This is a genomic window from Arthrobacter sp. FW306-1B-F12A (assembly GCF_058781865.1).
This window is the reverse complement of record NZ_JBYSXD010000025.1, coordinates 1-19,939: the sequence shown is the minus strand read 5'-3', so window position 1 is coordinate 19,939 and position 19,939 is coordinate 1. Positions and strand designations below refer to the sequence as shown.

The window sequence follows — 19,939 nt, the reverse complement described above, 5'->3', positions numbered from 1 at the left end:
CCGCAACACAGCCGAGATTCCGTGCAGCAAAGAAGGCCGGCGCCCCGGAAGATATATCCAGTGCGCCGGCCTTCTGCGGAGCGATCCGATTTAGTCGCGGGTCAGCTTGCGGTGCGTGACACGGTGTGGCTTGGCAGCGTCCGGGCCGAGTCGCTCCACCTTGTTCTCCTCGTAGGACTCGAAGTTGCCCTCGAACCAGTACCACTTCGAGGGGTTTTCCTCGTCGCCTTCGTAGGCCAGGATGTGGGTTGCAACGCGGTCGAGGAACCACCGGTCGTGCGAGACCACGACGGCGCAGCCGGGGAACTCGAGCAGCGCGTTCTCAAGGCTGCTGAGGGTTTCGACGTCGAGGTCGTTGGTGGGCTCGTCAAGAAGCAGGAGGTTTCCGCCCTGCTTAAGGGTCAGCGCCAGGTTCAGGCGGTTACGCTCACCACCGGAGAGCACACCAGCCTTCTTCTGCTGGTCCGGCCCCTTGAAGCCGAAGGCCGCGACGTAGGCGCGGGACGGCATTTCAACATGGCCGACCTGAATGAAGTCCAGGCCGTCTGAGACGACCTCCCACAGGGTCTTGTTGGGGTCGATACCGCCACGGCTCTGGTCGGCGTAGGAGATCTTGACCGAGTCACCGATCTTGAGGTCGCCACCGTCCAGCGGTTCCAGCCCGACGATGGTCTTGAACAAGGTGGTCTTGCCCACGCCGTTAGGACCGATGACGCCGACGATGCCGTTCCTGGGCAGTGTGAACGAAAGCCCGTCGATCAGGGTCCGGTCCTCGAAGCCCTTCTGCAGGTTCTTCGCTTCCAGGACCAGGCCACCCAGACGCGGTCCCGGCGGAATCTGGATTTCCTCGAAGTCGAGTTTCCTGGTGCGGTCAGCCTCGGCTGCCATTTCCTCGTACCGGGCCAGACGGGCCTTCGACTTGGTCTGGCGACCCTTGGCGTTGGAGCGGACCCACTCAAGTTCCTCGCTGAGGCGCTTGGCTTGCTTGGCGTCCTTCTTGCCCTGGATTTCGAGGCGGGCGCGCTTCTTCTCTAAGTACGTGGAGTAGTTGCCTTCATAGGGGTAAAGGCGGCCTCGGTCTACTTCACAGATCCACTCGGCGACGTGGTCGAGGAAGTAGCGGTCGTGGGTGATGGCGAGGACGGCGCCGGGGTAGGAAGAGAGGTGCTGCTCGAGCCACAGAACACTTTCGGCGTCCAAGTGGTTGGTGGGCTCGTCAAGGAGCAGGAGGTCGGGCTTCTGCAGCAGGAGCTTGCAGAGCGCCACGCGGCGGCGCTCACCACCTGACAGGACCGTCACGTCGGAGTCGCCCGGCGGGCAGCGGAGTGCGTCCATGGCCTGCTCGAGCTGGGAATCGATGTCCCACGCATCCGCAGCGTCGATGGCTTCCTGAAGGTGGCCCATTTCCTCCAGCAGGGTGTCGTAGTCTGCATCCGGGTTGGCCATTTCCTCGGAGATCGCGTTAAAGCGCTGGATCTTCGAGTAGATCTCGCCCACGCCTTCCTGGACGTTGCCCAGGACGGTCTTTTCCTCGTTCAGGGGCGGCTCCTGCAGGAGGATTCCCACGGAGTAGCCGGGGCTGAGGCGGGCTTCGCCGTTCGACGGTGTGTCGATACCAGCCATGATCTTCAGGATCGTGGATTTACCGGCTCCGTTCGGGCCAACGACACCGATCTTCGCGCCAGGGAAGAACGACATGCTGACATCGTCCAGGATTAGTTTTTCGCCAACGGCCTTGCGAGCCTTGGTCATCGTGTAAATGAATTCCGCCATGCCGTTAAATCTAATGGGTGGCAAGGCATAACTCACATTCGGCCCTGCTAGCGGGAATCCCCGACGAAGCATTTGCCGCTGGCCAACACGGGCAGGACCGACACTGAAACCTGCCCGTCCCTGATCTCACCCATGACGCAGTCCTTGTCCAGCCTGGCCGCGGCCTCGATGGCGTCGACATCCAGTCCCGTCGGCGTCTTGCTCGCGGACACCTCTACGGCAGAGTCGGCGATGCCGGCCGAAACGAGCTGTGATCGCAGTGCGTCTTGTGCCGGTTTGGGGGTTGCCGCGGCAATGGTCTTGAGTACGGACTCCATGGTCTGCTTCAGCGCGGCAGTGCCCGCGCTGAGCGAAGTCGATGCCGAGGGGTTGCCAGCACTGGGTGTGACGGCGGGAGTGGAGCTGGCTGTAGTCGAGGGGGTAGGCGATGAAACCCCAGTGCTTCTTGACACCGTTGGTGCAGGCGCCGTGCAGCCGGACACCAGTCCGGCCAGAAGTAACGGCACCGCAAGCAGCAAACCCGGGCTTCCGGCAGCGTGGCGGCGTCCAGATGGTTTTTGCGGCTTTCCCCTGCTCATCACCCGGCTATTCTGCCATGCGGTACACCACGCGCCGCGCCGCATGGCATCCGCGGCGGCCCCTGTTTCAAGACCGGCTCCATTTCAAGGCCAGTTCCATTTCAAACCTTGGCGTCCACAAGTTCTCCCGTCTCAGTATCAACGAGAACCGACTCATCGCCTTCTCCTGCCGGAAGGATAACTTCCCGCTCGGCTGCGGCACTGCCATCCTCGTCGTCATGCGGGTCGCCTTCCGCATCTTCCTCCGCCGAAGGCCATGGGGTCTCTGGCTCCACCTCGGGGGCGGCGGGCATGGTCTGCGGGCTGTTGCTGCCGGTGGTCCGGATGAAGTTCGCCGAGCCCCACATGAGGTCGTGACCCACCGACTCGGCGACGATTTCGGCGACGTGGTAGATCTTGCCGTCGTGTTCCCATTGCCTCAGCTTCAGTTTCCCGACGACGATGACCCGCTGGCCCTTCTTGACGCTGCAGCCAATGTTTCCCGCTAGATGCCTGAACGCCTGGACGCTGAACCAATTTGTGTTGCCATCCACCCAGACATCATTGGCTCGGTCGAACCTGCGCTCCGTTGAACCGAGCCGGAACGATGCCGTCCGGGTTCCGCCCGGGGTCGTCGAACTTTTGGGTTCCGTGGCAACGAATCCCCGGACAGTGATGATGTCATTCATGGTCTTGTCCTAACGTGAGTTGAGCTGCCTGTCTGGCTCTCCCAGCTTCGCGTGCCGCGAACGCCCGCGGGAGTACCAAATCCACGTATGTGGATAGCCCTGTTCTTACGCGGATTGTGGAGGACAAGTTAGACGCAGAATGGGGCGCCGCCCACAAGGACCGGCGGGGTTTTTGAAAATACGGAACCGCCATCTAAATTGGGTACGATCGCCCAGTCTCGGGCCTGCTCTTTGGGGGACAGATCGTGAAAATTACTCTGGCTAGAAGTGCGTCCTACGTGGGCGCCCTTATTTTGCTGACGCTGGTGTCGTTCTGGCGGATCCCAGCAACGGCCCAAGGCGTCGTCTGGGCGGAAGACGGCGCGGTGTTTCTCACGGACGCTTTGAACCCGACCCGGACTTTCACGCCGATCCGGCCCTACGCAGGCTATCTCCACGTCGTCCCCCGCCTCGCAGCCGAGGTGGTTGTCCGGTTCTTCGCACTTGAGGACTACGCTATTGCGCTTACTGTATTGGCTTGCGCGGCTGTGGCCGGCGTCGCCCTCATGACGTACCACTGCGCCCAAGCCTTGACCAGCAACACCTGGATCCGCGTAGCTTGGGCCGCGGTTCCCATTTTCGTGAACGTCGGCGCTTTTGAGACTCTTGGAAACTTCGCGAACCTGCACTGGTACCTGCTCTGGCTCACTCCCTGGCTATTGATGAAACCGGCAAAGTCCAAACTCGAGGGAGGCATGCTTTTTGTCGTCGCGGCCCTCGCCTCCTTGACCGAGATCATCTCGATTGTCTTTGTTCCGCTCTTCCTTCACCGGCTGAGGGACAAAAACATGTGGGCCGCCCGCGCGGGTCTCAGCCTGGGTCTTGCCTGCCAGGTTATTGCGACGGTGACGCATCCTCGAACAAGCGGCGGCGCGAGCTACCAGCTTGACCCCTGGTCCCCGGTTTACGGGTGGTTCATCAACACCGCAGGACCCATCGTCTACGGCACCGCGTCCGGTGTCATGCAACAAATCGTGAACTTCGGAGCTGCTCCGATGATCGTGGCCTCCCTCCTCGTCCTCGCCGTCCCGGTGGCTGTCCTGATCTTGGGCTCTGCGCGGGAGAAATGGCTGGCCGCGTTCTTCATCACGGCCTCGATGGTTGTTTGGGTTGCCTGCGTCGCTTCGAACCCGGCACCGTACCTGGACTACGCAACCTTCTCGGCGGCGGATTGGCCCGCCAGGTTCGTGTTTGGGAGGTACTCGGTAGTGCCTACGATGTTCGTCCTCGCCACGGTTCCGTTGCTTGCTTCCGCGTTGGCAAGGTTTGGGCGTGCTGCACCCATTGCGGCACTCATGGCTTTCTCGCTTCTCTTGGCGTCGATGTACTTCCCGCCCTCGACGTCCAGAAACAATGGTCCTGTCTGGGCCGAGCACGTCCGCACCGCGCGCAATCTCTGTGCACCCGCGTCCGATACCGACTTCTACGATATTCCGACCTCTCCTGTATTTTTCAAAGGCATAGTACGAATCCCCTGCCCGGTCCTGAAGGCCCGGCAATCCTCCTGAATTGTTGGCTAGCCAAACCCAGCGATACACTTGGGTGCGGTTCCAGCCCCAGTAGCTCAGAGGATAGAGCAGCGGCCTTCTAATCCGACGGTCGGGGGTTCGATTCCCTCCTGGGGCACTTGTGTGATGAGTCGAGACATCCTTCATGGATGAGTTGGGCCATCGGTTACACCCCGGTCTTCGGACCGGGGTGTTTTTCATTCTCTGCGTCCAACTGAGGCGGGCAGGGCGTCAGGTATCTAGGCTGGTCGGATGAGAAACACTTCCGAAGCCATCATCACGGGCCCCGCAAGCTGGCCGGATGTCGAAAGGCTATTCGGCGTCCGCGGCGAGCCTTCGCGCTGTTGGTGCCGGTGGTTCGCTCTCGCCGGTCAGGATTGGAAGAACACTCCCCCCAAGGCACGGAAGGAACAGCTCAAAGCCAAATTCGACGACGGCCCCGAACCTGGCGTCCTCGCTTTCCGGGGCGGCGAAGCAGTGGGCTGGTGCGCGGTGGAGCCGCGCCAGTGCTATCCGCGCATCGAACGATCCCAAGTCCTCAAGGCCGCAGGAACGGGCGGCCTGGAAGGCGCGGAAGTTTGGTCGGTGAGCTGTTTCGTGGTTTCTCCCGGCCACCGCCGGAGCGGGGTGGCCGGCGCATTGCTGGAGGCCGCCGTCGGGCATGCCTTCGCGCATGGCGCCGACATCGTGGAAGGCTACCCCGTTGATCCGTCGCTTCGGCCCAAGGCCGGTCCGGCCGATCTCTACCAGGGAACTGTGAAGTTGTTTGGGGCGGCCGGCTTCTCCACGGTTTCCACGGCGGTGCCCGGAAGGGCGGTCATGCGCCTGCGGCGCTGACTTCCCGGTCCCGTATGCCGAAACTACCCAGCTAGGGCAACGTCAAGACAAGCGGTCCATCCGCGGTGATCGCCACGGTATGTTCGCTGTGCGCAGCACGGCGGCCGTTGGCCGAGCGCAAGGTCCACTGATCGTCGTCGTGGTAGTAGTCGTCGCTGCCGCCCAGGATCAACATCGGCTCGATGGCGATCACCAAGCCGTCCACGAGCTTCACGCCGCGGCCGGGCCGCCCCATGTTCGGCACGCTCGGCTCGGCGTGCATGGTCCGGCCAATGCCGTGCCCGCCGTGATCGGCGAGGATCCCGTAGCCGCTGCGCTTGGCTTCTCCGCCAACGGCGTACGCAAGGTCGCCCATCTTGTTTCCAATCCGGGCAGCGTCGATACCGCGGGCGAGGGCGGCGTCGGTGGCATCGATCAATTCCTGGTCCACCGGATCCGAGGTGCCCACAATGAAACTGACTGCCGCGTCCCCGCACCAGCCCTCCACGAAGGCCCCGCAATCGACGCTCAACAGATCGCCATCCTGCAACACATACCCGTCCGGGATGCCGTGCACCACGGCGTCGTTGACGCTCGTGCAGATGACCCCTGAAAAGGGCGTGGACGCCCACCGCGGGCGGTAGTTCAGGAACGCCGGCTTAGCTCCGGCGGCCTCCATGAAAGCGGCTGCAACCTCGTCCAGTTCCTTGAGCGACACGCCAACCCCGGCGTGCGAACGAACCGCCGAAAGCGTGTTGGCAACCACCCTTCCGGCTTCGCGCATGAGCGCAATCTCTTCTGGCGTCTTCACCATGGACATCAAAGGCCTCCAAGCATCAAGAAGAGGGGGCCGGACCGGCCACCGGACAAACCCTTCCACCCACTCTATGGGCACCATCAGCCCGGTCAACAGGGTTGCGCGTCCGCGCCGGCCCACGGGTGTCCTAAAGTCGCCGTATGGAACACCGAAGAATCGCCATCATCCGTGAACGCCTGCAGGCAGAGGCAGACCCGGACCGCGCGAAGGCGGCACAGGCCTACATGAAATCGTCCATGCCTGTCCTCGGTGTCAGGGTCCCCGTAGTCCGTCGCATTGTCCTCGCGACCGCGAAGGAAATCCCTTTCGGGTCCCCTTCCGAACTTCGTGACAATGTCCGGCTGCTGTGGCGGGAAGCCACATGGCGGGAAGAACGCTACGCGGCCATCGATCTGACCTCGCTCAAGTCCGTGGCCAAGGATCTGGAGATGCTGCCGCTGTACGAAGAAATCATCCGGACCGGCGCATGGTGGGACTTCGTTGACGGTGTCTCCGACCGTATTTGCGCCCTTCTGCAACACCACCGAAGCACGCTGACCCCGCTCTTGCGGACATGGGCAAGCGACGAGGACTTCTGGATCCGTCGGGCGGCCATCACCTCCCAGCTCAAGGCAAAGTCGGCCACGGACCAAGAACTTCTGGCCGCGGCACTTGACGCCAACCTTGCCGACCAGGAGTTCTTCATCAGGAAGGCAATCGGCTGGACCCTGCGGGAGTACGCCAAGACCGATCCTCAATGGGTGCGGAGCTACGTTGAAAGCCGGAGGACCAGGCTCAGCCCGCTATCCCTGCGTGAAGCCATGAAACACCTCGGCTGAATCCGGTTCAGGACTTCGGCTTGAGCTTCAAAATCCCGCGACGCGGGCGGAACAGCACGTGGGTCTTCTTGTCAAAGAACACCAAGTAGGCGATGAAAGAAACCGCAATGGCAATGGCCACTCCGCGTACCACCTCGATGGGGATCCACTGGAAGACACTCAATTGGTCTGTCAGGGCAATAAGGGTGAAGAACGCCGTCAAATAGAAGACCGTCCGGAGCTGGGCGCCGTCCGCGACTCCCGTCACGGTGAAGAACACCAGCAGCCACACCATGTACCAAGGCTGAATCACAGGCGCCAGGACGACGACAGCGGCGAATGCCCAGGCCATCCGGCGAAGCACAGTCTTGTTGAACTCGGGTTCGTCGTCGAGCGGCGCGGGCATGCCGATTCCGCGGCCGGGGGTCCGAACGGCGAGCCAGACGATGGCAAGCGCCGAGACCGCCGTTCCGGCAGTCTGGATAACATCCGTCACCGGAACGCCTGGACCGCCGAAAAGTCCGACGACGAATCCCACCGTGTGTGCCAGCAAACCCACCGGCGCGTACCAGATCCAGACGGCGCCCGGAGTCTGCAGGGCGCCAAGCCAGCCAAAGCCCAGGCCATTCACCAGTCCTGCGGCGGCCAGCAAGCCTAAGGACAAACCCAAGGTGGCCGTCCAACAGAGCATTCTGCGGCCCCAACCGGCACGGGCACCGGCCCACAGCAGCCCCGCAAAAGGCAAGGCAATCAAGGTAATCGGCTTGATGGCGATCGAGGCCGTGATCAGCACGATTCCCAACACAGGCCGTTTTACCGAGGCGAAGTACAGTCCGGCAACAACCAGTCCCAGCATCAAGGAGTCATTGTGCGCGCTGGCGATGAAGTTGATCAGGAGGACCGGGTTGAGGACGCCAAGCCAGAGCGCACGGTCCGGGTTCACGCCGTGGAGCGCGGCCAGACGGGGAACGTAGACAGCGAGCAGGATGACACCGGCTAGGGCAGACAGGCGGAAGGGAATCAAAGCAAGCTCGGGGACGCTTGCGCTCACCCACACGGCACCTTGTTCGATCCAGAGCCATAGCGGACCGTAAGGCGTAGGTGCTTCCGTCCATAATTTGTCGGGCCCGAGTGAAAAGTAGTTGCTCAGGGCCGAGATGCCGTTGGTGTATGGGTTCAGGCCCTGCTCCATGAGCCGGCCTTGGCCGATGTAGGCATAAGCGTCCCTGCTGAACAACGGCAAACTGAACATCATCGGGAGTGCCCACATCCACAGTGCTCGCCGCAGCACCGGACGCGAGGACGGGTTCCATCCGCCGATCCGCTGGGCAATGCGCAGCCAAGAGCGTAGGAGCAGGAGTGCACCGAGGCAGAGCATCACGGTGCAAAGGATCACGCCAACCGGAGATGTCCTGGCCATGATGAAAACAGGAGTACGGATCAAGGCGCTGCTGCTGGCCAGCCAGCCGACGCCGATCGAGCCTGCCACCATGAGCAACGACCCGACGAACCCTTGGAGGATCGCCGTCCTCGCCGCTTTGGCTATCACGGTGCCGTGTACCGGGGCGTTGGAATCGCCAAGCGCCTCTGGATGAGCCAACGAACTCCCCACCTCACGCTCACGAAACTTCGACGTCACCATCAAACAAAATCCTGTCCGGTTCCCTGCCGCATCCGGGCCAAAGTGGCACTTCCGGATGCCATGGATTATTGCAACTGTAGCATCGCCACCCTTGGCTTCCCGGGGCCAACCGGACCATCGGTCGGCCTGCGAAAGTGGCCTGAGATAGAATGGATGGGGCTCTGGCGGCTCCGGGCCGCTGCGCCTTACGGCACCCTGTGACGATTACTACCTGACAAGGATCCTCCCATTTCCACGGACTCATTCTTCAGCGCGCTCACACGGTTCCGTCATCGGGTTCTTCCCCCTTCGCTGGAGGCAAGGCTCAATTCCCCCAAAGGCCTGCTTGTAGGCTTCTGCGTCGTGCACTTGGTCTTCCTGGTGTTCGCGCTGATCCTTTCCCTGCGCGGCGAGGCCTTTAGCGACACTTTCATCTACCGGGACTGGACCTCCGCCGGGTTCCGGGATGAGAACCTCAGCGGCGGCCCCAGCCCGTGGGTCTACCCCGTTCTCGCCTTGGTGCCTATGGCGATCGCAGGCTTGGCCGGACCCGGTCCGTTCTTCTTTCTCTGGGTGCTCATGATCACCGTGCTCAACGGCGTCGCTCTAGCCAAGCTCACCGGACGGGGCCGCCGTCACGAGGCCATCCCGGCGGGATGGTGGTGGCTGGTCTTCGTCTTCATCATGGGTTGGCTTGGATTCGCCCGGGTGGACGGATTGACTGCCCCGATCGTGCTGATCGCCTTGGCATACGGCGTATCACACCCTTTCATTGCCTCGACCCTCCTGAGCATTGCCACGTGGATGAAGGTTTGGCCGGCCGCCGTCATGCTTTCGTTGTTCACCGTGGTCAAGCAGCGAACCAAAGTGGTCGCTGCCGGAATTCTGACCAGCGTTTTGGTCATCGCCCTCACGGCGGCAGTGGGTCAACTGCCGCGGCTCCTCAACTTCCTGACCCAGCAAGGCGATCGTGGCATGCAATTGGAAGCCACCTTCACCACTCCTTGGTTGTGGCTGTCAGTCCTCCACGTGGGTGACTCGAGGATGTACATGAACACGGACATCAACTCGATGCAAGTGGATGGCCCCGGCACCGCCTTCATGTCCTTCCTCATGCAGCCGCTTCTCGCCCTGGCCGCGATCCTGGTGGCGGCCCTGACCTTCTGGGCACTCCACAACGGCAAGCGAACCGGCGGGGCGGACCGCACCGAACTGTTGTTGGCTGGATCCCTGACGATGGCCACGGCTTTCGTCGTGTTCAATAAGGTCGGGTCACCCCAGTTCATGGTGTGGCTCGCGCCTGCAGTCGCCGTCGGGCTTGCCCACAGCTGGAAAGAATGGCGGGTGCCTGCGGCGATGCTCATCGCCATCGGGGTGGCCACATACTTCATCTATCCCCTCTTCTATGACGCACTCAGCCACAACAACCCCTTCATGGCACTGGTTTTGACGGTGCGAAATGTCCTGCTGGTGGTCCTGTTCTGCTGGTCCGTTCGCCGCCTGTACCTTTTGGGCAAGAAGATCCCGGCCAACGAACCGGCCGCCGCTGCCAAGGAGTCCTGAGATTTCCGTTCGATTCTTTGATGGGCTGGCCCGCGTGCGCGACGCCGCCCTGCCGCCTGCCGCCGTCGCCTGGTTCGGCCGTCCATCCAGCGTATGGTGGGGTTTCGCCGCGATCCACGTGTATTTCCTCGGCTGGATGGCAAGCTTCTTCCTGGCCGGAAACACGTTCAGCGATACTGAGCAGTACCGTCAATGGGCGATGGCCGGCTACAACCCCGCGGATCTCCACGGAGCCATCAGCCCTTGGGTTTACCCGGTGCTTGCCCAGATTCCAATCTTCCTGGCCAACATCGCGGGCCCGGGTCCTTACCTGCTGGTGTGGACGTTGATCATCACTGCGCTCAACGCCGCCGGCTTGTTCGTCCTGACCCGCGGCCCGCGCAGGACAACGGGAATTGCCCCTGCTTGGTGGTGGCTGTTCTTCACCGCCTTCATGGGCTATCTCAGCTTCGCCCGGGTGGAGGGCATCACGGCACCCATCGTGTTGGTCGCCCTGCTGTATGCGGCCACGCGACCTGTGGCAGCCGGTATCCTTCTCAGCATCGCCACATGGATCAAAGTCTGGCCAGCCGCCGTTCTGGTACCCATCATCATCGCAAGCCACCGCAGACTGCGGATCATCGCCTGCGGCGCCGGCGTCACTGCCGCCGTCGCACTGGGCACCTACCTTTCGGGCGGCCTGCCGCATATCCTCGACTTCTTGACCAACCAGGGCGAACGCGGCATGCAACTGGAAGCCACGTTCTCAACCCCCTGGGTCTGGTTGAGCGTGCTCAATATCGGCGGTTCCAAAATCGCCGACAACGTCGCCATCAATTCCACGGAGGTGTATGGGCCGGGAGCCAACGTGGCAGCGTTCCTGATGCAGCCGCTCTTGGTGCTTGCCGCCGTCGCGGGCTCTGCCCTTTTGCTTTGGGCGCTTCGGCGGGGTGCCGAGCCGGAAGAGTTGTTTCTCGAGGGCGCCCTCATGATGACCACCGCGTTCATCGTGTTCAACAAGGTGGGTTCGCCGCAATTCATCATCTGGCTTGCGCCGGTGGTTGTCGCCGGGCTGACCCACGATTGGAACCGTTGGAGGGTTCCTGCCGCCCTCCTGATGGGGATCGCCATGACGACTTTCGTCATCTACCCGCTGTTCTACACGCCGCTGATCCATGCCAACCCCGTGATGGCGGCAGTGCTCACCACACGGAATGTGCTTTTGGTGGTCCTGCTCTGGTGGTCCGTGCAGCGGACCGTGGAGCTGGGCCGCAAGTCCGGCGCACGAAGCGCTATTCGGAGCGCCTGAGCCGCCGTTCAAGCCTGCGAAGCAGTTGCGTTGGGCTGGAGCGGATCAAGAGTCGGCGTGTGTGAACGTCCAACACCATCAGGTAGACGGTGAATCCCACGGCCACCAGGAAGGCCAGGGAGGACACTTTGACGTTCAATTCCACGAAAGACAACACCGAAATCTGGTCCTGCGCGCCAAAGGCAACGAAAAACGTGACGGCGACATAGAGGGACTTGATCTGCCAGTCGTCCCTGATGCCCGTGACCGCGAGCAGCGGGATGAACCACAGGATGTACCACGGCTGGATAATCGGCGAAAGCATGACGACGGCGGCAAACGCGAGGGCGGCGCGCCGCACCAGCCGTGAATAGTCGCCGCGGAACATCAGGACAACCACCAACCCGATTCCGGCCCACTTCATGAGGGTCCGGAGCCCAGTGGCCACGGTGGAGCCCGGCAAGCCCAGGAGATTGGCGATCACCTCGACCTGCTGGCCGAGGAAGCCCGAAGGCGAATATCCCGTATAGCCCGGTGTGGGATCGAGGATGGCCCAGACCCATCCAAAGCCAAGGTTGTAAGGAATTCCGCTCACTGCCAGGACGGCGAAGCTGATACCCGCCGTCGCGCCCCAGAACAGGAACTTGCGGGCCCAGCTCGCGGCAGGACCAGCCCACATGAGGCCTATGAAAGGCAAGAGGAGAACGGTGATCGGCTTGATGCCGATGGAAGCGGTCACCAGCAGAAGCCCGGTGATATGGCGACCGGTGGCTGCAAAGTACATTCCGGCCACCGCCAGGCCCACCATGAGGGCATCGTTGTGGGCACTGGCGACGAAGCTGATGAGAAAGAGCGGGTTGGCCACGGCGATCCACAACGCACGGCCGGGGTTGATCCCGTGGAGTTCGGCGAGCCTGGGAACATACACCACACAGAGCACCACCCCCACGGTCGCAAGCACCCGAAAGAGCAGAACGGAAAAGTCGGGCTGGGCGTCGGTGATGCCCACAACCCATCTGGCAAGCCACAGGAAGTAGGGTCCGTACGGCGTCTTGGCTTCAGCCCAGGCAGGATCGGCGCCCAGGGAAAACCAGTTGCTGAGCGTGGAAATGCCGGCCGTGTAAGGGTTCTGGCCTTCCAGCACCAGCCTGCCCTGGCCGGTGTAGGCGTATACGTCGCGCGAATAGATGGGCACGGAGAACATGAGGGGAGCCGCCCACGCCGCAACGGCGACAACCACGGACCTGAGCGAGCCCGGCCCCCAGTCCTTGAGCCTTTGCCCGAGCCTCAACCATGACCTGACCAAAAGCATGGCCCCCGCCGTCAGCAGGATCGTGGAGGTCGTCACGCCCCAACCTTCGGTGCGCAGGGCGATGACAAGGGGGTGCCTGAACATGGGCGAGCCGTTGGCGATCCAGCCGGCTCCGATTGAGCCGACGAAGATCATCAGGGATCCAAAAAAACCTTGCCAGACAGCCACGTAGGCCTTGATCTGTCCGGGGATGCCGACTCCGATGTGCGCGGCATCCGGGGAGTAGAGCCCGGCGGCGGCCTTCTCTGACGGCACCGCAGGTTCCTTTGCCTCATCCCGGCTATTTGAGGTGCCCACGCCCGTTCCGCCTGCCGTCATGATATTCCAGTCCCTACGTACATTGGTCCAGCTCATCGATGCAGGCAACAACCGCTCGACAACGGCCCAGTTTACCAGCCGCGGTACGCCGCAGGGGCGGAATGGAGCGCCCCGCCACCCTTCCCATGCGCCTGAACGGTAGGCTGGTCGGGTGCCTATTACTAATGAACGCATCGTCTGGATCGACTGTGAGATGACCGGTCTCGACCTGGTGAACGACGCCCTGATCGAGGTTGCGGCCTTGGTCACCGATTCGGAGCTGAACATCCTGGGTGACGGCGTCGACGTCGTCATCAAACCCGAAGACGCCGCACTTGAACAGATGAACGACTTCGTCCGCGACATGCACACCCGCTCGAAACTCCTGGATGAACTCCCGCACGGCAAGACCATGGCCGAAGCCGAAGCGATCGTCCTGGAGTACATCGAGAAGTGGGTACCGGATCCGAAGAAGGCCCCGCTGGGTGGCAACTCAGTCGGAACCGACCGGATGTTCCTCGCACGGGACATGCCCAACATCGTTGAACACCTCCACTACCGGGTCATCGATGTGAGCACCATCAAGGAACTCTCGCGCCGATGGTTCCCCCGCGCCTATTTCCAGTCCCCCGCTAAACACGGCGGCCACCGCGCGCTTGGCGACATCAGGGACTCCATCGACGAACTGCGCTATTACCGGGAGGCAGTGTTCGTCCCGGCTCCGGGTCCCGATACGGCCACAGCGCAGAAGATTTCCAAGCAGATCGCAGCCGGCCCGGAGACTCCGGAGGACACGTGATCTGAGGCACCTTTTCGGGAAATTTCAGCCAAACGGTCAAAAGTGGCAAAACCACCCCTCAAGACGGGGTATAGTTTTTGTCGTTGCCTTCGCAGCTAACGGGTCATTCCGAAAGCGCAAAAGGCTCATGGTGGGCGTAGCTCAGTTGGCAGAGCGCCTGGTTGTGGTCCAGGAGGTCGCGGGTTCAACCCCCGTCGCTCACCCTCATGAGGTCGGTAGCAGTTTATCGATCGCAGCCAAAGGCCGTACTGGTTATCCAGTGCGGCCTTTGCTTTGTTCCGGCCGATTCCGGCCATTCCAGACCCGAGAACCAGAGGAACACCTGACATGACCGTCCTGCCAGTCACCATCTGGGGCGAACCCGTGCTTCACCGCCGGGCGAGCGAGGTGGAAGTGTTCGACGACGAGCTGCGCACCTTGATTGCCGACATGTTCGAAACGAACGAGGCGGCCAACGGCGTCGGTCTGGCGGCACCCCAGGTGGGGGTGGGCAAGCGGATCTTCATCTTCAAATACGCAAACGACGACGACGCTCCGGACGAAGGCGTCCTGGTGAACCCGGTCCTCACCCTCTCCAAGATCCCTGGCGCCCTTCCCGATCCCGAGGAAGACGTCGAAGGCTGTTTGTCCTTCCCAGGGGAGCACTACCCCCTGCAGAGGGCCGATTGGGCCCGCGTCCAGGGCTTCGACGGCCACGGCCAACCGGTGGATTTCGTCGCGACCGGTTGGTTCGCGAGGGTCATGCAGCACGAATTCGACCACCTCGACGGCAAGCTCTATGTGAACCGCCTGGTTGACCGATACGCCAAGAAGGCGATGAAGCAGGCCAAGAAGAACGGCTGGGGAGTGCCCGGGCTGAGCTGGATGCCAGGTGTCGACCCGGACCCCTTCGGTCACTGAGCGATGACGGGCGTCGCGCAGGACGAATTGTTCACGCTTCTCGACATCCAGGGCGAGGACGCTTTTGAGTGTGCCTCGCTGCTGGCGTCACCTCCTGGAGACGGCACCCGACGGGCCCTTGCCAGCCTTGACGCCCGTCTGGGCGTCTTTCCGAGCACGTCCGCCTCCGCCGATGGCTGCACGGAAACGGACTGGATCGAGGCGCTCCTGCGCTTTGCGCCTGTAGTCCACGGCCATCATCTTTCCCTTGGCATTCCGCCGGAATCGTCCGCCGCGATCCTGGCCGATGTGGGACTGAACCTTCGAATCAACCGAAGGGTCCATGGTCGCTTCGGCTTGGACACGTGGGCATGGCTGACCCTCCACATGGCCGGAAACATCTTCCGTATCGGCCGCCTGCAATTCCACCTTGTCCGCAGCGACGAGGAAGGCTCCGCCGCCGCAAGTGACTCCTGGGTGCTGGGTGTGCACATCCCCGAGGATGGCGGCCTGTCCCCTGCCCTCGTGGACACGAGCTTCAGCCAGGCCAGGGAGTTCTTCGACCGTTACTTCCCGGACAAAGCGGTCTCCGTGGCGAGCTGCGACTCCTGGATGCTGGACCCCTACCTGGCCCGGAAACTCCCGCACAGCAACATCGCCGCTTTTGCCCGCCGATTCACCCTGGACCGCTGCTCAGACGCTCCGGGCGACGCTGTCTATTTCACTTTCCGGCAGCGCGGCATGGAAAACCTCGATCGGCTCCCCCGCGAGACCTCGCTTCAGCGGGTGTTGCTGGAGAGGATCGACGACGGCGGGGTCTGGCAACTTGGACACGGCCACCTGGTGCTTCCCGCAGCACGGAGCACCCCGGCCTGAAGCGGCCACCTCGCGGCCTCAGTTGGCTACGTCGCCCTGATGGTCCGCTGGCCGGAGCACGAGTCCAGGACGCGCTTCATGGCGTCCTTCTCCGCCTGGGTGACCCAGAGCCGGTACGCGGCTTTGACGGAAACCTGCCGCGCGACGTAATGGCAGCGAAAGCCCTTGTTGGCAGGGAGCCAGCTCGCGGCGTCGCTCGCGCCTTTCTTGACGTTGGCGGGCCCGTCGACGGCAATCAGGTTGAGGGGGTCATTGGCGAGGCTTTGGCGCTGTTTGGCGGGGAGCTGCTGGGCCCCCTTCTGCCAGGCGTCCCCGAGAGCCACCACATGGTCGATCTGTACGGCTGAGCTGGTTTCGGAGCCCCTGCGGAAATGGATGTCTTCGCCGATGTACGGCTCACGCAGTTCCCCGGACGCGATCCTGCATTTCGAGCCTGCCGTGAACTCCGCTGCCGTAAGATCCCGCCTCAGGATGTCGTTCCTGGTATCGCAGCCGTTCCGGTCGACGTCGAGCCACGCCTGGCCGAATTCATTGCGGTCGTAGTTGTCCTTGGCGGCGCGCCCCTTCACGGGAAGTGCCTCCAGGGCATCAGCCGCCAAACCGAGGGGCACCGGCTGAACCGATTCCACCGGCTTCATCCACTCCGGGTCGAAGACTGGAGCTTCCGTTGGCCCGTTGACCGGGCCCTGTCCCACTGAGAACTGGCCGTCGGTGAAGAACCACCCGACGCCGGTAAGCCCACCCGCGATGATGAGAATCACCAGTACCCAGGCCTGCCGGGAGTGGCGGCGGGCACGTCGATAGGCGGCCCAGGTGGTGCTCAAGGGATTGCGTCCTTTCGGGCAGGAATACGTCCCTTGAGACTAGTTCAGGCGCTGTTCGCCGACGCTGATATCCACAGTGTGGAGGACAAGTCACAGTGTCGGAACAATCACAGCGCAAGCTGCAGGGGCGGCTTACTGCTCCCTGGTGACACGCTTCAGGTCTTCGGCGGCCAGCTCGAGAAGCGACCCCAATTGGATGACCCGCTCCTCGGAGATGTCACCCGCTGCATGTGCGGCCTTGGCTTCGTCGAGAAGCCGCTGGGCTTCCTTGAGGTTGGCGCGCGCTACGTCCAGTGCGTGTTCCAGGGTTGTTTCGTGTTCCAGAATCTTTTCGCTTTCCATGCGTCCATTCTGGTCAGGTTTCCCGGCTGATACCAGCGCATCAGCCGGGAATACCCTGTGTCTTTCCTGGCCTCGGCCTAGGCCGCTAGACGCCGGCGGGCTCCAACGTTGCCTTGGGTTCAAGGTTCACCGCGACGCCGCGTGCCGGGAACGACGGCGGGTTCACGCCGGCCATTTCTTCCATGACGCGGACCACCTGGCAGGAGTAGCCGAATTCGTTGTCGTACCAGACGTAGACCACGAGGTGATTGTCGGTGGCGATCGTGGCGAGGCCGTCCACGATGCCTGCACGGCGGGAGCCCACGAAGTCCGTGGAGACGACCTCGGGTGAGTCGATGAAGTCGATCTGCTTGCGCAGCTCCGAGTGCAAGGACATTTCACGAAGGTAGTTGTTGACCTCGTCCTTCGTGGTTCCCTTTTCAAGGTTCAGGTTCAGGATGGCCATCGACACGTCCGGGGTAGGAACGCGGATCGCGTTGCCGGTCAGCTTGCCCTGCAGTTCCGGAAGGGCCTTCGCCACAGCCTTGGCCGCACCCGTTTCGGTGATGACCATGTTCAGGGCGGCCGAGCGGCCGCGGCGGTCACCCTTGTGGAAGTTGTCGATCAGGTTCTGGTCGTTCGTGAACGAGTGCACGGTTTCCACGTGGCCGTGGATGACGCCGAACTTGTCGTTGAGGGCCTTGAGCACCGGGGTGATGGCGTTCGTGGTGCAGGAAGCCGCAGTGACGATCGTGTCCGAGTCCTCGATGGAGGAGTGGTTGATGCCGTGGACGATGTTCTTCAGCTCGCCCTTGCCCGGAGCCGTGAGCAGCACGCGGGCCACACCCTTGCTCTGCAGGTGCTGGGAGAGGCCTTCGGCGTCGCGCCAGCGGCCCGTGTTGTCCACCACCAGGGCATCCTTGATGCCGTAGGCCGTGTAGTCGACGGTGGAGGGGTTGTCCGAGTAGATGACCTGGATCTGGACGCCGTTGGCCGTGATCGTGTTGGCGGCCTCGTCCACGCGGATGGTGCCCTCGAAGGAACCGTGCACCGAGTCGCGACGCAGCAGGCTGGCGCGCTTGACGAGGTCGTTCTCGGCGCCCTTGCGGACCACAATCGCACGCAGGCGCAGGCCGTGGCCGCCGCCGGCCTTTTCGATCAGGAGGCGGGCCAGCAGGCGGCCGATGCGGCCGAAACCGTAAAGCACGACGTCGGTGCTGGTCCGGTCGTCCGCGCCGCGGCGCCCGACAACCTCGGCAAGCTCGGCGCGGAGGAAGTCTTCCAGGGGCGTGCCCGCGGCCTCGGCCTTGTACTTCTCGTTCAGGCGGGCGATATCGATCGCAGCAGCCCCGAGGTCAAGTCCGGCCAGGATGTTCAGCAGCGGCGCGGTCTCTTCGAGACGGAGTTCGTCCTTGCTCATCCGGCGCGCGAAACGGTGGGCTTTCAGGATGTTCATCGACGACTTGTTGATCAAGCTGCGCCCGTGGATGCTCGTCACCACGTTGTTCTCACGGTACAGCCGGCCGATCACCGGAATCATGGCCTCGGCCAGCGCTTCGCGGCCCATCCACGTATCAAGACAAGAATCTGATGACTGGCTCACAGAACTACCTTCCTAGGGTCAGCTACATACGTCCTCGTACGTAGATGGCGGCCGCCCGGAGTAATCCTGCGGCACTGGCATCGGCGGGACTTCGGTCTGCCCGGACACCTTGAACGCTGCAAAGAAAAACCGCCGGCTGCGAACGCAGAACCGGCGGTGGAACTTCTACGTTCACTGTCCATTCTAAGGTCTGGCACGGGACGACTTGGCCGCCGGAACGCGTGAAATCACTCACATAGGCGAAGGGATGGGTTGACCGATACGCCGGGTTCTGTCCTCCCTGCCGTTGCCGGCGAAGGAGTGGCGACCATCCATCTACGAACGCCGTTGCCGACGCTCTCCAGCGGCCTACCCGGACACTCGGGCGAGCAGCCCTCGATCGTGCCCTGTCTGGCCTTGCTCCGGGTGGGGTTTACCTAGCCTCCCTGGTCACCCAGGGAGCTGGTGGTCTCTTACACCACCGTTTCACCCTTACCTGCTGCCTGCCTGTGCTGGCACAAGCAGACGCGGGCGGTCTGTTCTCTGTGGCACTAGCCTGCGGGTTACCCCGAGTGGGCGTTACCCACCACCCTGCCCTGTGGAGCCCGGACGTTCCTCGAGCCACTCACGTGGCGCGCGGCCGCCTAGTCAACCCATCCGCCCTACAGTCTACCGGCGTCGGGCCCTGCGCATTTCCGGACGGCACTGCCGGAAGGTACCGCTAGGCAGCTGGCGCCTGTATTACTGGCAATACAGCTAATATCGACTGGTGCTGATTCTGCTGCCGCCCTCCGAAGGCAAGACCCCCGCTGAGAAAGGCTCCGCCGTCGAATGGGAGTCCCTGAGCTTTCCGGAACTCAACAGCTACCGGGCCAAAGTGCTCGACGCGCTGGGCCTGGTCAGCGCGCACGAGGACGCCCTCGCCTTATTGGGGGTGGGCGCGTCCTTGAGGGACGACGTCGAACGCAATACCCGGCTCCACGCCGAACCCGCGGCCCCTGCCCATCAGGTGTATTCCGGTGTCCTCTACGACGCGCTTGGCTACAAGACCCTGACGCCGGCACAGCGCCGCAAGGCGGTGGAGTCGATCCTTGTGGTGTCCGCCCTGTGGGGCGCCATCGGTTTCGGCGACCACGTGCCCGCCTACCGTTTGTCCATGGGAACCGCACTGCCCGACGTCGGGCGCCTCGCGTCGTTCTGGAAGCCGCAGCTCACGCAGGCCCTCGCCTCGCGGGTGCAGGGCGAACTGCTGGTGGATTGCCGCTCCAGCACATATGCCGCGGCTTGGGCTCCACCGGCGGCGCAAACTGTCTCCGTCAACGTCTTTTCCGAGTCCAATGGCAAACGCACCGTCGTCAGCCACTTCGCCAAGCACACGCGCGGCGAATTGGCGCGTCACTTGCTGAGCCGCCGAGGAAAGGCGCCGGGGACGCCCGAACAACTCCTCAAGGCAGCCTCGGAAATCTGGACGGCGGAGTTGACGGAAGGCACCGCCCGCAAGCCGCACACCCTCAGCATCATCCTCCCCAACTGATATGTAGAAGCTGTTGTCAAGAGGCAGTGGTGAGCGGCTCCCGGTTTTGGTGTCGGGGGCCGCTTTCC

At 62.8% G+C, this 19,939-nt stretch carries 18 protein-coding genes, 2 tRNA genes and 1 other RNA gene; 11 read left to right on the top strand and 10 right to left on the bottom strand.

The features are described 5' to 3' along the window. Positions 1 to 90 precede the first annotated feature (90 nt). From ettA to AC3WJU_RS13240, 3 genes are all read right to left on the bottom strand, one after another. Positions 91 to 1,773 (bottom strand): energy-dependent translational throttle protein EttA, encoded by a 1,683-nt coding sequence (gene ettA, locus AC3WJU_RS13250; RefSeq protein ID WP_306959392.1) that lies wholly within the window; start codon positions 1,771 to 1,773, stop codon positions 91 to 93. A gap of 47 nt (positions 1,774 to 1,820) precedes the next feature. After that, positions 1,821 to 2,090 (bottom strand): DUF6993 domain-containing protein, encoded by a 270-nt coding sequence (locus tag AC3WJU_RS13245; RefSeq protein WP_059387777.1) that lies wholly within the window; start codon positions 2,088 to 2,090, stop codon positions 1,821 to 1,823. A gap of 362 nt (positions 2,091 to 2,452) precedes the next feature. Beyond that, positions 2,453 to 3,019, bottom strand: a complete 567-nt coding sequence (locus AC3WJU_RS13240) for a single-stranded DNA-binding protein (RefSeq protein WP_332603588.1) — start codon at positions 3,017 to 3,019, stop codon at positions 2,453 to 2,455. Between the two features lie 245 nt (positions 3,020 to 3,264). Between AC3WJU_RS13240 and AC3WJU_RS13235 the strand changes: the two genes are divergently transcribed. From AC3WJU_RS13235 to AC3WJU_RS13225, 3 genes are all read left to right on the top strand, one after another. Beyond that, on the top strand, positions 3,265 to 4,566 hold the full coding sequence (locus AC3WJU_RS13235) for a hypothetical protein (RefSeq protein WP_492260072.1): 1,302 nt from the start codon (positions 3,265 to 3,267) through the stop codon (positions 4,564 to 4,566). 45 nt (positions 4,567 to 4,611) lie between these two features. Beyond that, positions 4,612 to 4,684, top strand: a tRNA-Arg gene (locus AC3WJU_RS13230). Between the two features lie 134 nt (positions 4,685 to 4,818). Next, positions 4,819 to 5,403 (top strand): GNAT family N-acetyltransferase, encoded by a 585-nt coding sequence (locus AC3WJU_RS13225; RefSeq protein WP_284991189.1) that lies wholly within the window; start codon positions 4,819 to 4,821, stop codon positions 5,401 to 5,403. 31 nt (positions 5,404 to 5,434) lie between these two features. On the opposite strand, the gene map is transcribed toward AC3WJU_RS13225, so the two are convergent. After that, entirely contained in the window at positions 5,435 to 6,202 is a 768-nt protein-coding gene (gene map, locus AC3WJU_RS13220) for a type I methionyl aminopeptidase (RefSeq protein WP_492260071.1), read from the bottom strand. A 137-nt stretch (positions 6,203 to 6,339) separates the two neighbouring features. On the opposite strand from map, the gene AC3WJU_RS13215 reads away from it, so the two are divergent. Next, positions 6,340 to 7,017, top strand: coding sequence for a DNA alkylation repair protein (locus tag AC3WJU_RS13215; RefSeq protein WP_306959385.1), 678 nt, complete (start codon positions 6,340 to 6,342; stop codon positions 7,015 to 7,017). A 7-nt stretch (positions 7,018 to 7,024) separates the two neighbouring features. Here AC3WJU_RS13215 and mptB (AC3WJU_RS13210) read toward each other — a convergent pair whose 3' ends face one another. After that, positions 7,025 to 8,596, bottom strand: coding sequence for a polyprenol phosphomannose-dependent alpha 1,6 mannosyltransferase MptB (mptB, locus tag AC3WJU_RS13210; protein ID WP_492260070.1), 1,572 nt, complete (start codon positions 8,594 to 8,596; stop codon positions 7,025 to 7,027). 270 nt (positions 8,597 to 8,866) lie between these two features. Between mptB (AC3WJU_RS13210) and AC3WJU_RS13205 the strand changes: the two genes are divergently transcribed. After that, a complete protein-coding gene (locus AC3WJU_RS13205) occupies positions 8,867 to 10,180 on the top strand; it encodes a glycosyltransferase family 87 protein (RefSeq protein ID WP_332603596.1) in 1,314 nt (437 codons plus the stop codon). 34 nt (positions 10,181 to 10,214) lie between these two features. After that, a complete protein-coding gene (locus tag AC3WJU_RS13200; RefSeq protein WP_492260069.1) occupies positions 10,215 to 11,468 on the top strand; it encodes a glycosyltransferase 87 family protein in 1,254 nt (417 codons plus the stop codon). Here AC3WJU_RS13200 and mptB (AC3WJU_RS13195) read toward each other — a convergent pair. Continuing rightward, positions 11,452 to 13,077 (bottom strand): polyprenol phosphomannose-dependent alpha 1,6 mannosyltransferase MptB, encoded by a 1,626-nt coding sequence (gene mptB / locus AC3WJU_RS13195; RefSeq protein WP_492260086.1) that lies wholly within the window; start codon positions 13,075 to 13,077, stop codon positions 11,452 to 11,454. The two genes, AC3WJU_RS13200 and mptB (AC3WJU_RS13195), sit on opposite strands and share 17 nt — an antisense overlap. A 151-nt stretch (positions 13,078 to 13,228) precedes the next feature. Between mptB (AC3WJU_RS13195) and orn the strand changes: the two genes are divergently transcribed. The 4 genes from orn (at position 13,229) to AC3WJU_RS13175 (ending at position 15,610) form a co-directional block, all read left to right on the top strand. Continuing rightward, positions 13,229 to 13,855, top strand: coding sequence for an oligoribonuclease (gene orn / locus AC3WJU_RS13190; RefSeq protein ID WP_084784354.1), 627 nt, complete (start codon positions 13,229 to 13,231; stop codon positions 13,853 to 13,855). Between the two features lie 130 nt (positions 13,856 to 13,985). Beyond that, a tRNA-His gene (locus tag AC3WJU_RS13185) sits at positions 13,986 to 14,058 on the top strand. A gap of 124 nt (positions 14,059 to 14,182) precedes the next feature. Next, positions 14,183 to 14,755, top strand: coding sequence for a peptide deformylase (gene def, locus AC3WJU_RS13180; RefSeq protein ID WP_059387769.1), 573 nt, complete (start codon positions 14,183 to 14,185; stop codon positions 14,753 to 14,755). Positions 14,756 to 14,758: 3 nt separating this feature from the next. After that, complete coding sequence (locus AC3WJU_RS13175) at positions 14,759 to 15,610, top strand: acyltransferase domain-containing protein (RefSeq protein WP_492260068.1); 852 nt, start codon at positions 14,759 to 14,761, stop codon at positions 15,608 to 15,610. A gap of 26 nt (positions 15,611 to 15,636) precedes the next feature. Here the strand turns inward: AC3WJU_RS13175 and AC3WJU_RS13170 are convergent, their stop codons facing one another. The 4 genes from AC3WJU_RS13170 to rnpB form a co-directional block, all read right to left on the bottom strand. After that, complete coding sequence (locus tag AC3WJU_RS13170; RefSeq protein WP_492260067.1) at positions 15,637 to 16,434, bottom strand: HNH endonuclease family protein; 798 nt, start codon at positions 16,432 to 16,434, stop codon at positions 15,637 to 15,639. Between the two features lie 132 nt (positions 16,435 to 16,566). Next, positions 16,567 to 16,776, bottom strand: a complete 210-nt coding sequence (locus AC3WJU_RS13165) for a hypothetical protein (RefSeq protein WP_284991178.1) — start codon at positions 16,774 to 16,776, stop codon at positions 16,567 to 16,569. An 85-nt stretch (positions 16,777 to 16,861) separates the two neighbouring features. After that, positions 16,862 to 18,358, bottom strand: a complete 1,497-nt coding sequence (locus AC3WJU_RS13160; RefSeq protein WP_492260066.1) for a glyceraldehyde-3-phosphate dehydrogenase — start codon at positions 18,356 to 18,358, stop codon at positions 16,862 to 16,864. Positions 18,359 to 18,602: 244 nt separating this feature from the next. Next, an RNA gene (rnpB, locus tag AC3WJU_RS13155) (RNase P RNA component class A) lies at positions 18,603 to 18,993 on the bottom strand. Positions 18,994 to 19,106: 113 nt separating this feature from the next. Here rnpB and AC3WJU_RS13150 point away from each other — a divergent pair. Beyond that, positions 19,107 to 19,871: a YaaA family protein gene (locus AC3WJU_RS13150; RefSeq protein ID WP_306959370.1), complete on the top strand. Its 765-nt coding sequence runs from the start codon at positions 19,107 to 19,109 to the stop codon at positions 19,869 to 19,871. Positions 19,872 to 19,939: the final 68 nt, after the last annotated feature.

What these genes read in the sequence shown, in the direction of transcription:
- AC3WJU_RS13175 (WP_492260068.1), top strand. Translation starts at nt 14,759, where the DNA reads ATGACGGGCGTCGCGCAGGACGAATTGTTCACGCTTCTCGACATCCAG.
- ettA (WP_306959392.1), bottom strand. Translation starts at nt 1,773, where the DNA reads ATGGCGGAATTCATTTACACGATGACCAAGGCTCGCAAGGCCGTTGGC.
- def (WP_059387769.1), top strand. Translation starts at nt 14,183, where the DNA reads ATGACCGTCCTGCCAGTCACCATCTGGGGCGAACCCGTGCTTCACCGC.
- AC3WJU_RS13165 (WP_284991178.1), bottom strand. Translation starts at nt 16,776, where the DNA reads ATGGAAAGCGAAAAGATTCTGGAACACGAAACAACCCTGGAACACGCA.
- AC3WJU_RS13225 (WP_284991189.1), top strand. Translation starts at nt 4,819, where the DNA reads ATGAGAAACACTTCCGAAGCCATCATCACGGGCCCCGCAAGCTGGCCG.
- AC3WJU_RS13240 (WP_332603588.1), bottom strand. Translation starts at nt 3,019, where the DNA reads ATGAATGACATCATCACTGTCCGGGGATTCGTTGCCACGGAACCCAAA.
- AC3WJU_RS13215 (WP_306959385.1), top strand. Translation starts at nt 6,340, where the DNA reads ATGGAACACCGAAGAATCGCCATCATCCGTGAACGCCTGCAGGCAGAG.
- map (WP_492260071.1), bottom strand. Translation starts at nt 6,202, where the DNA reads ATGTCCATGGTGAAGACGCCAGAAGAGATTGCGCTCATGCGCGAAGCC.
- mptB (WP_492260086.1), bottom strand. Translation starts at nt 13,077, where the DNA reads ATGACGGCAGGCGGAACGGGCGTGGGCACCTCAAATAGCCGGGATGAG.
- AC3WJU_RS13245 (WP_059387777.1), bottom strand. Translation starts at nt 2,090, where the DNA reads ATGGAGTCCGTACTCAAGACCATTGCCGCGGCAACCCCCAAACCGGCA.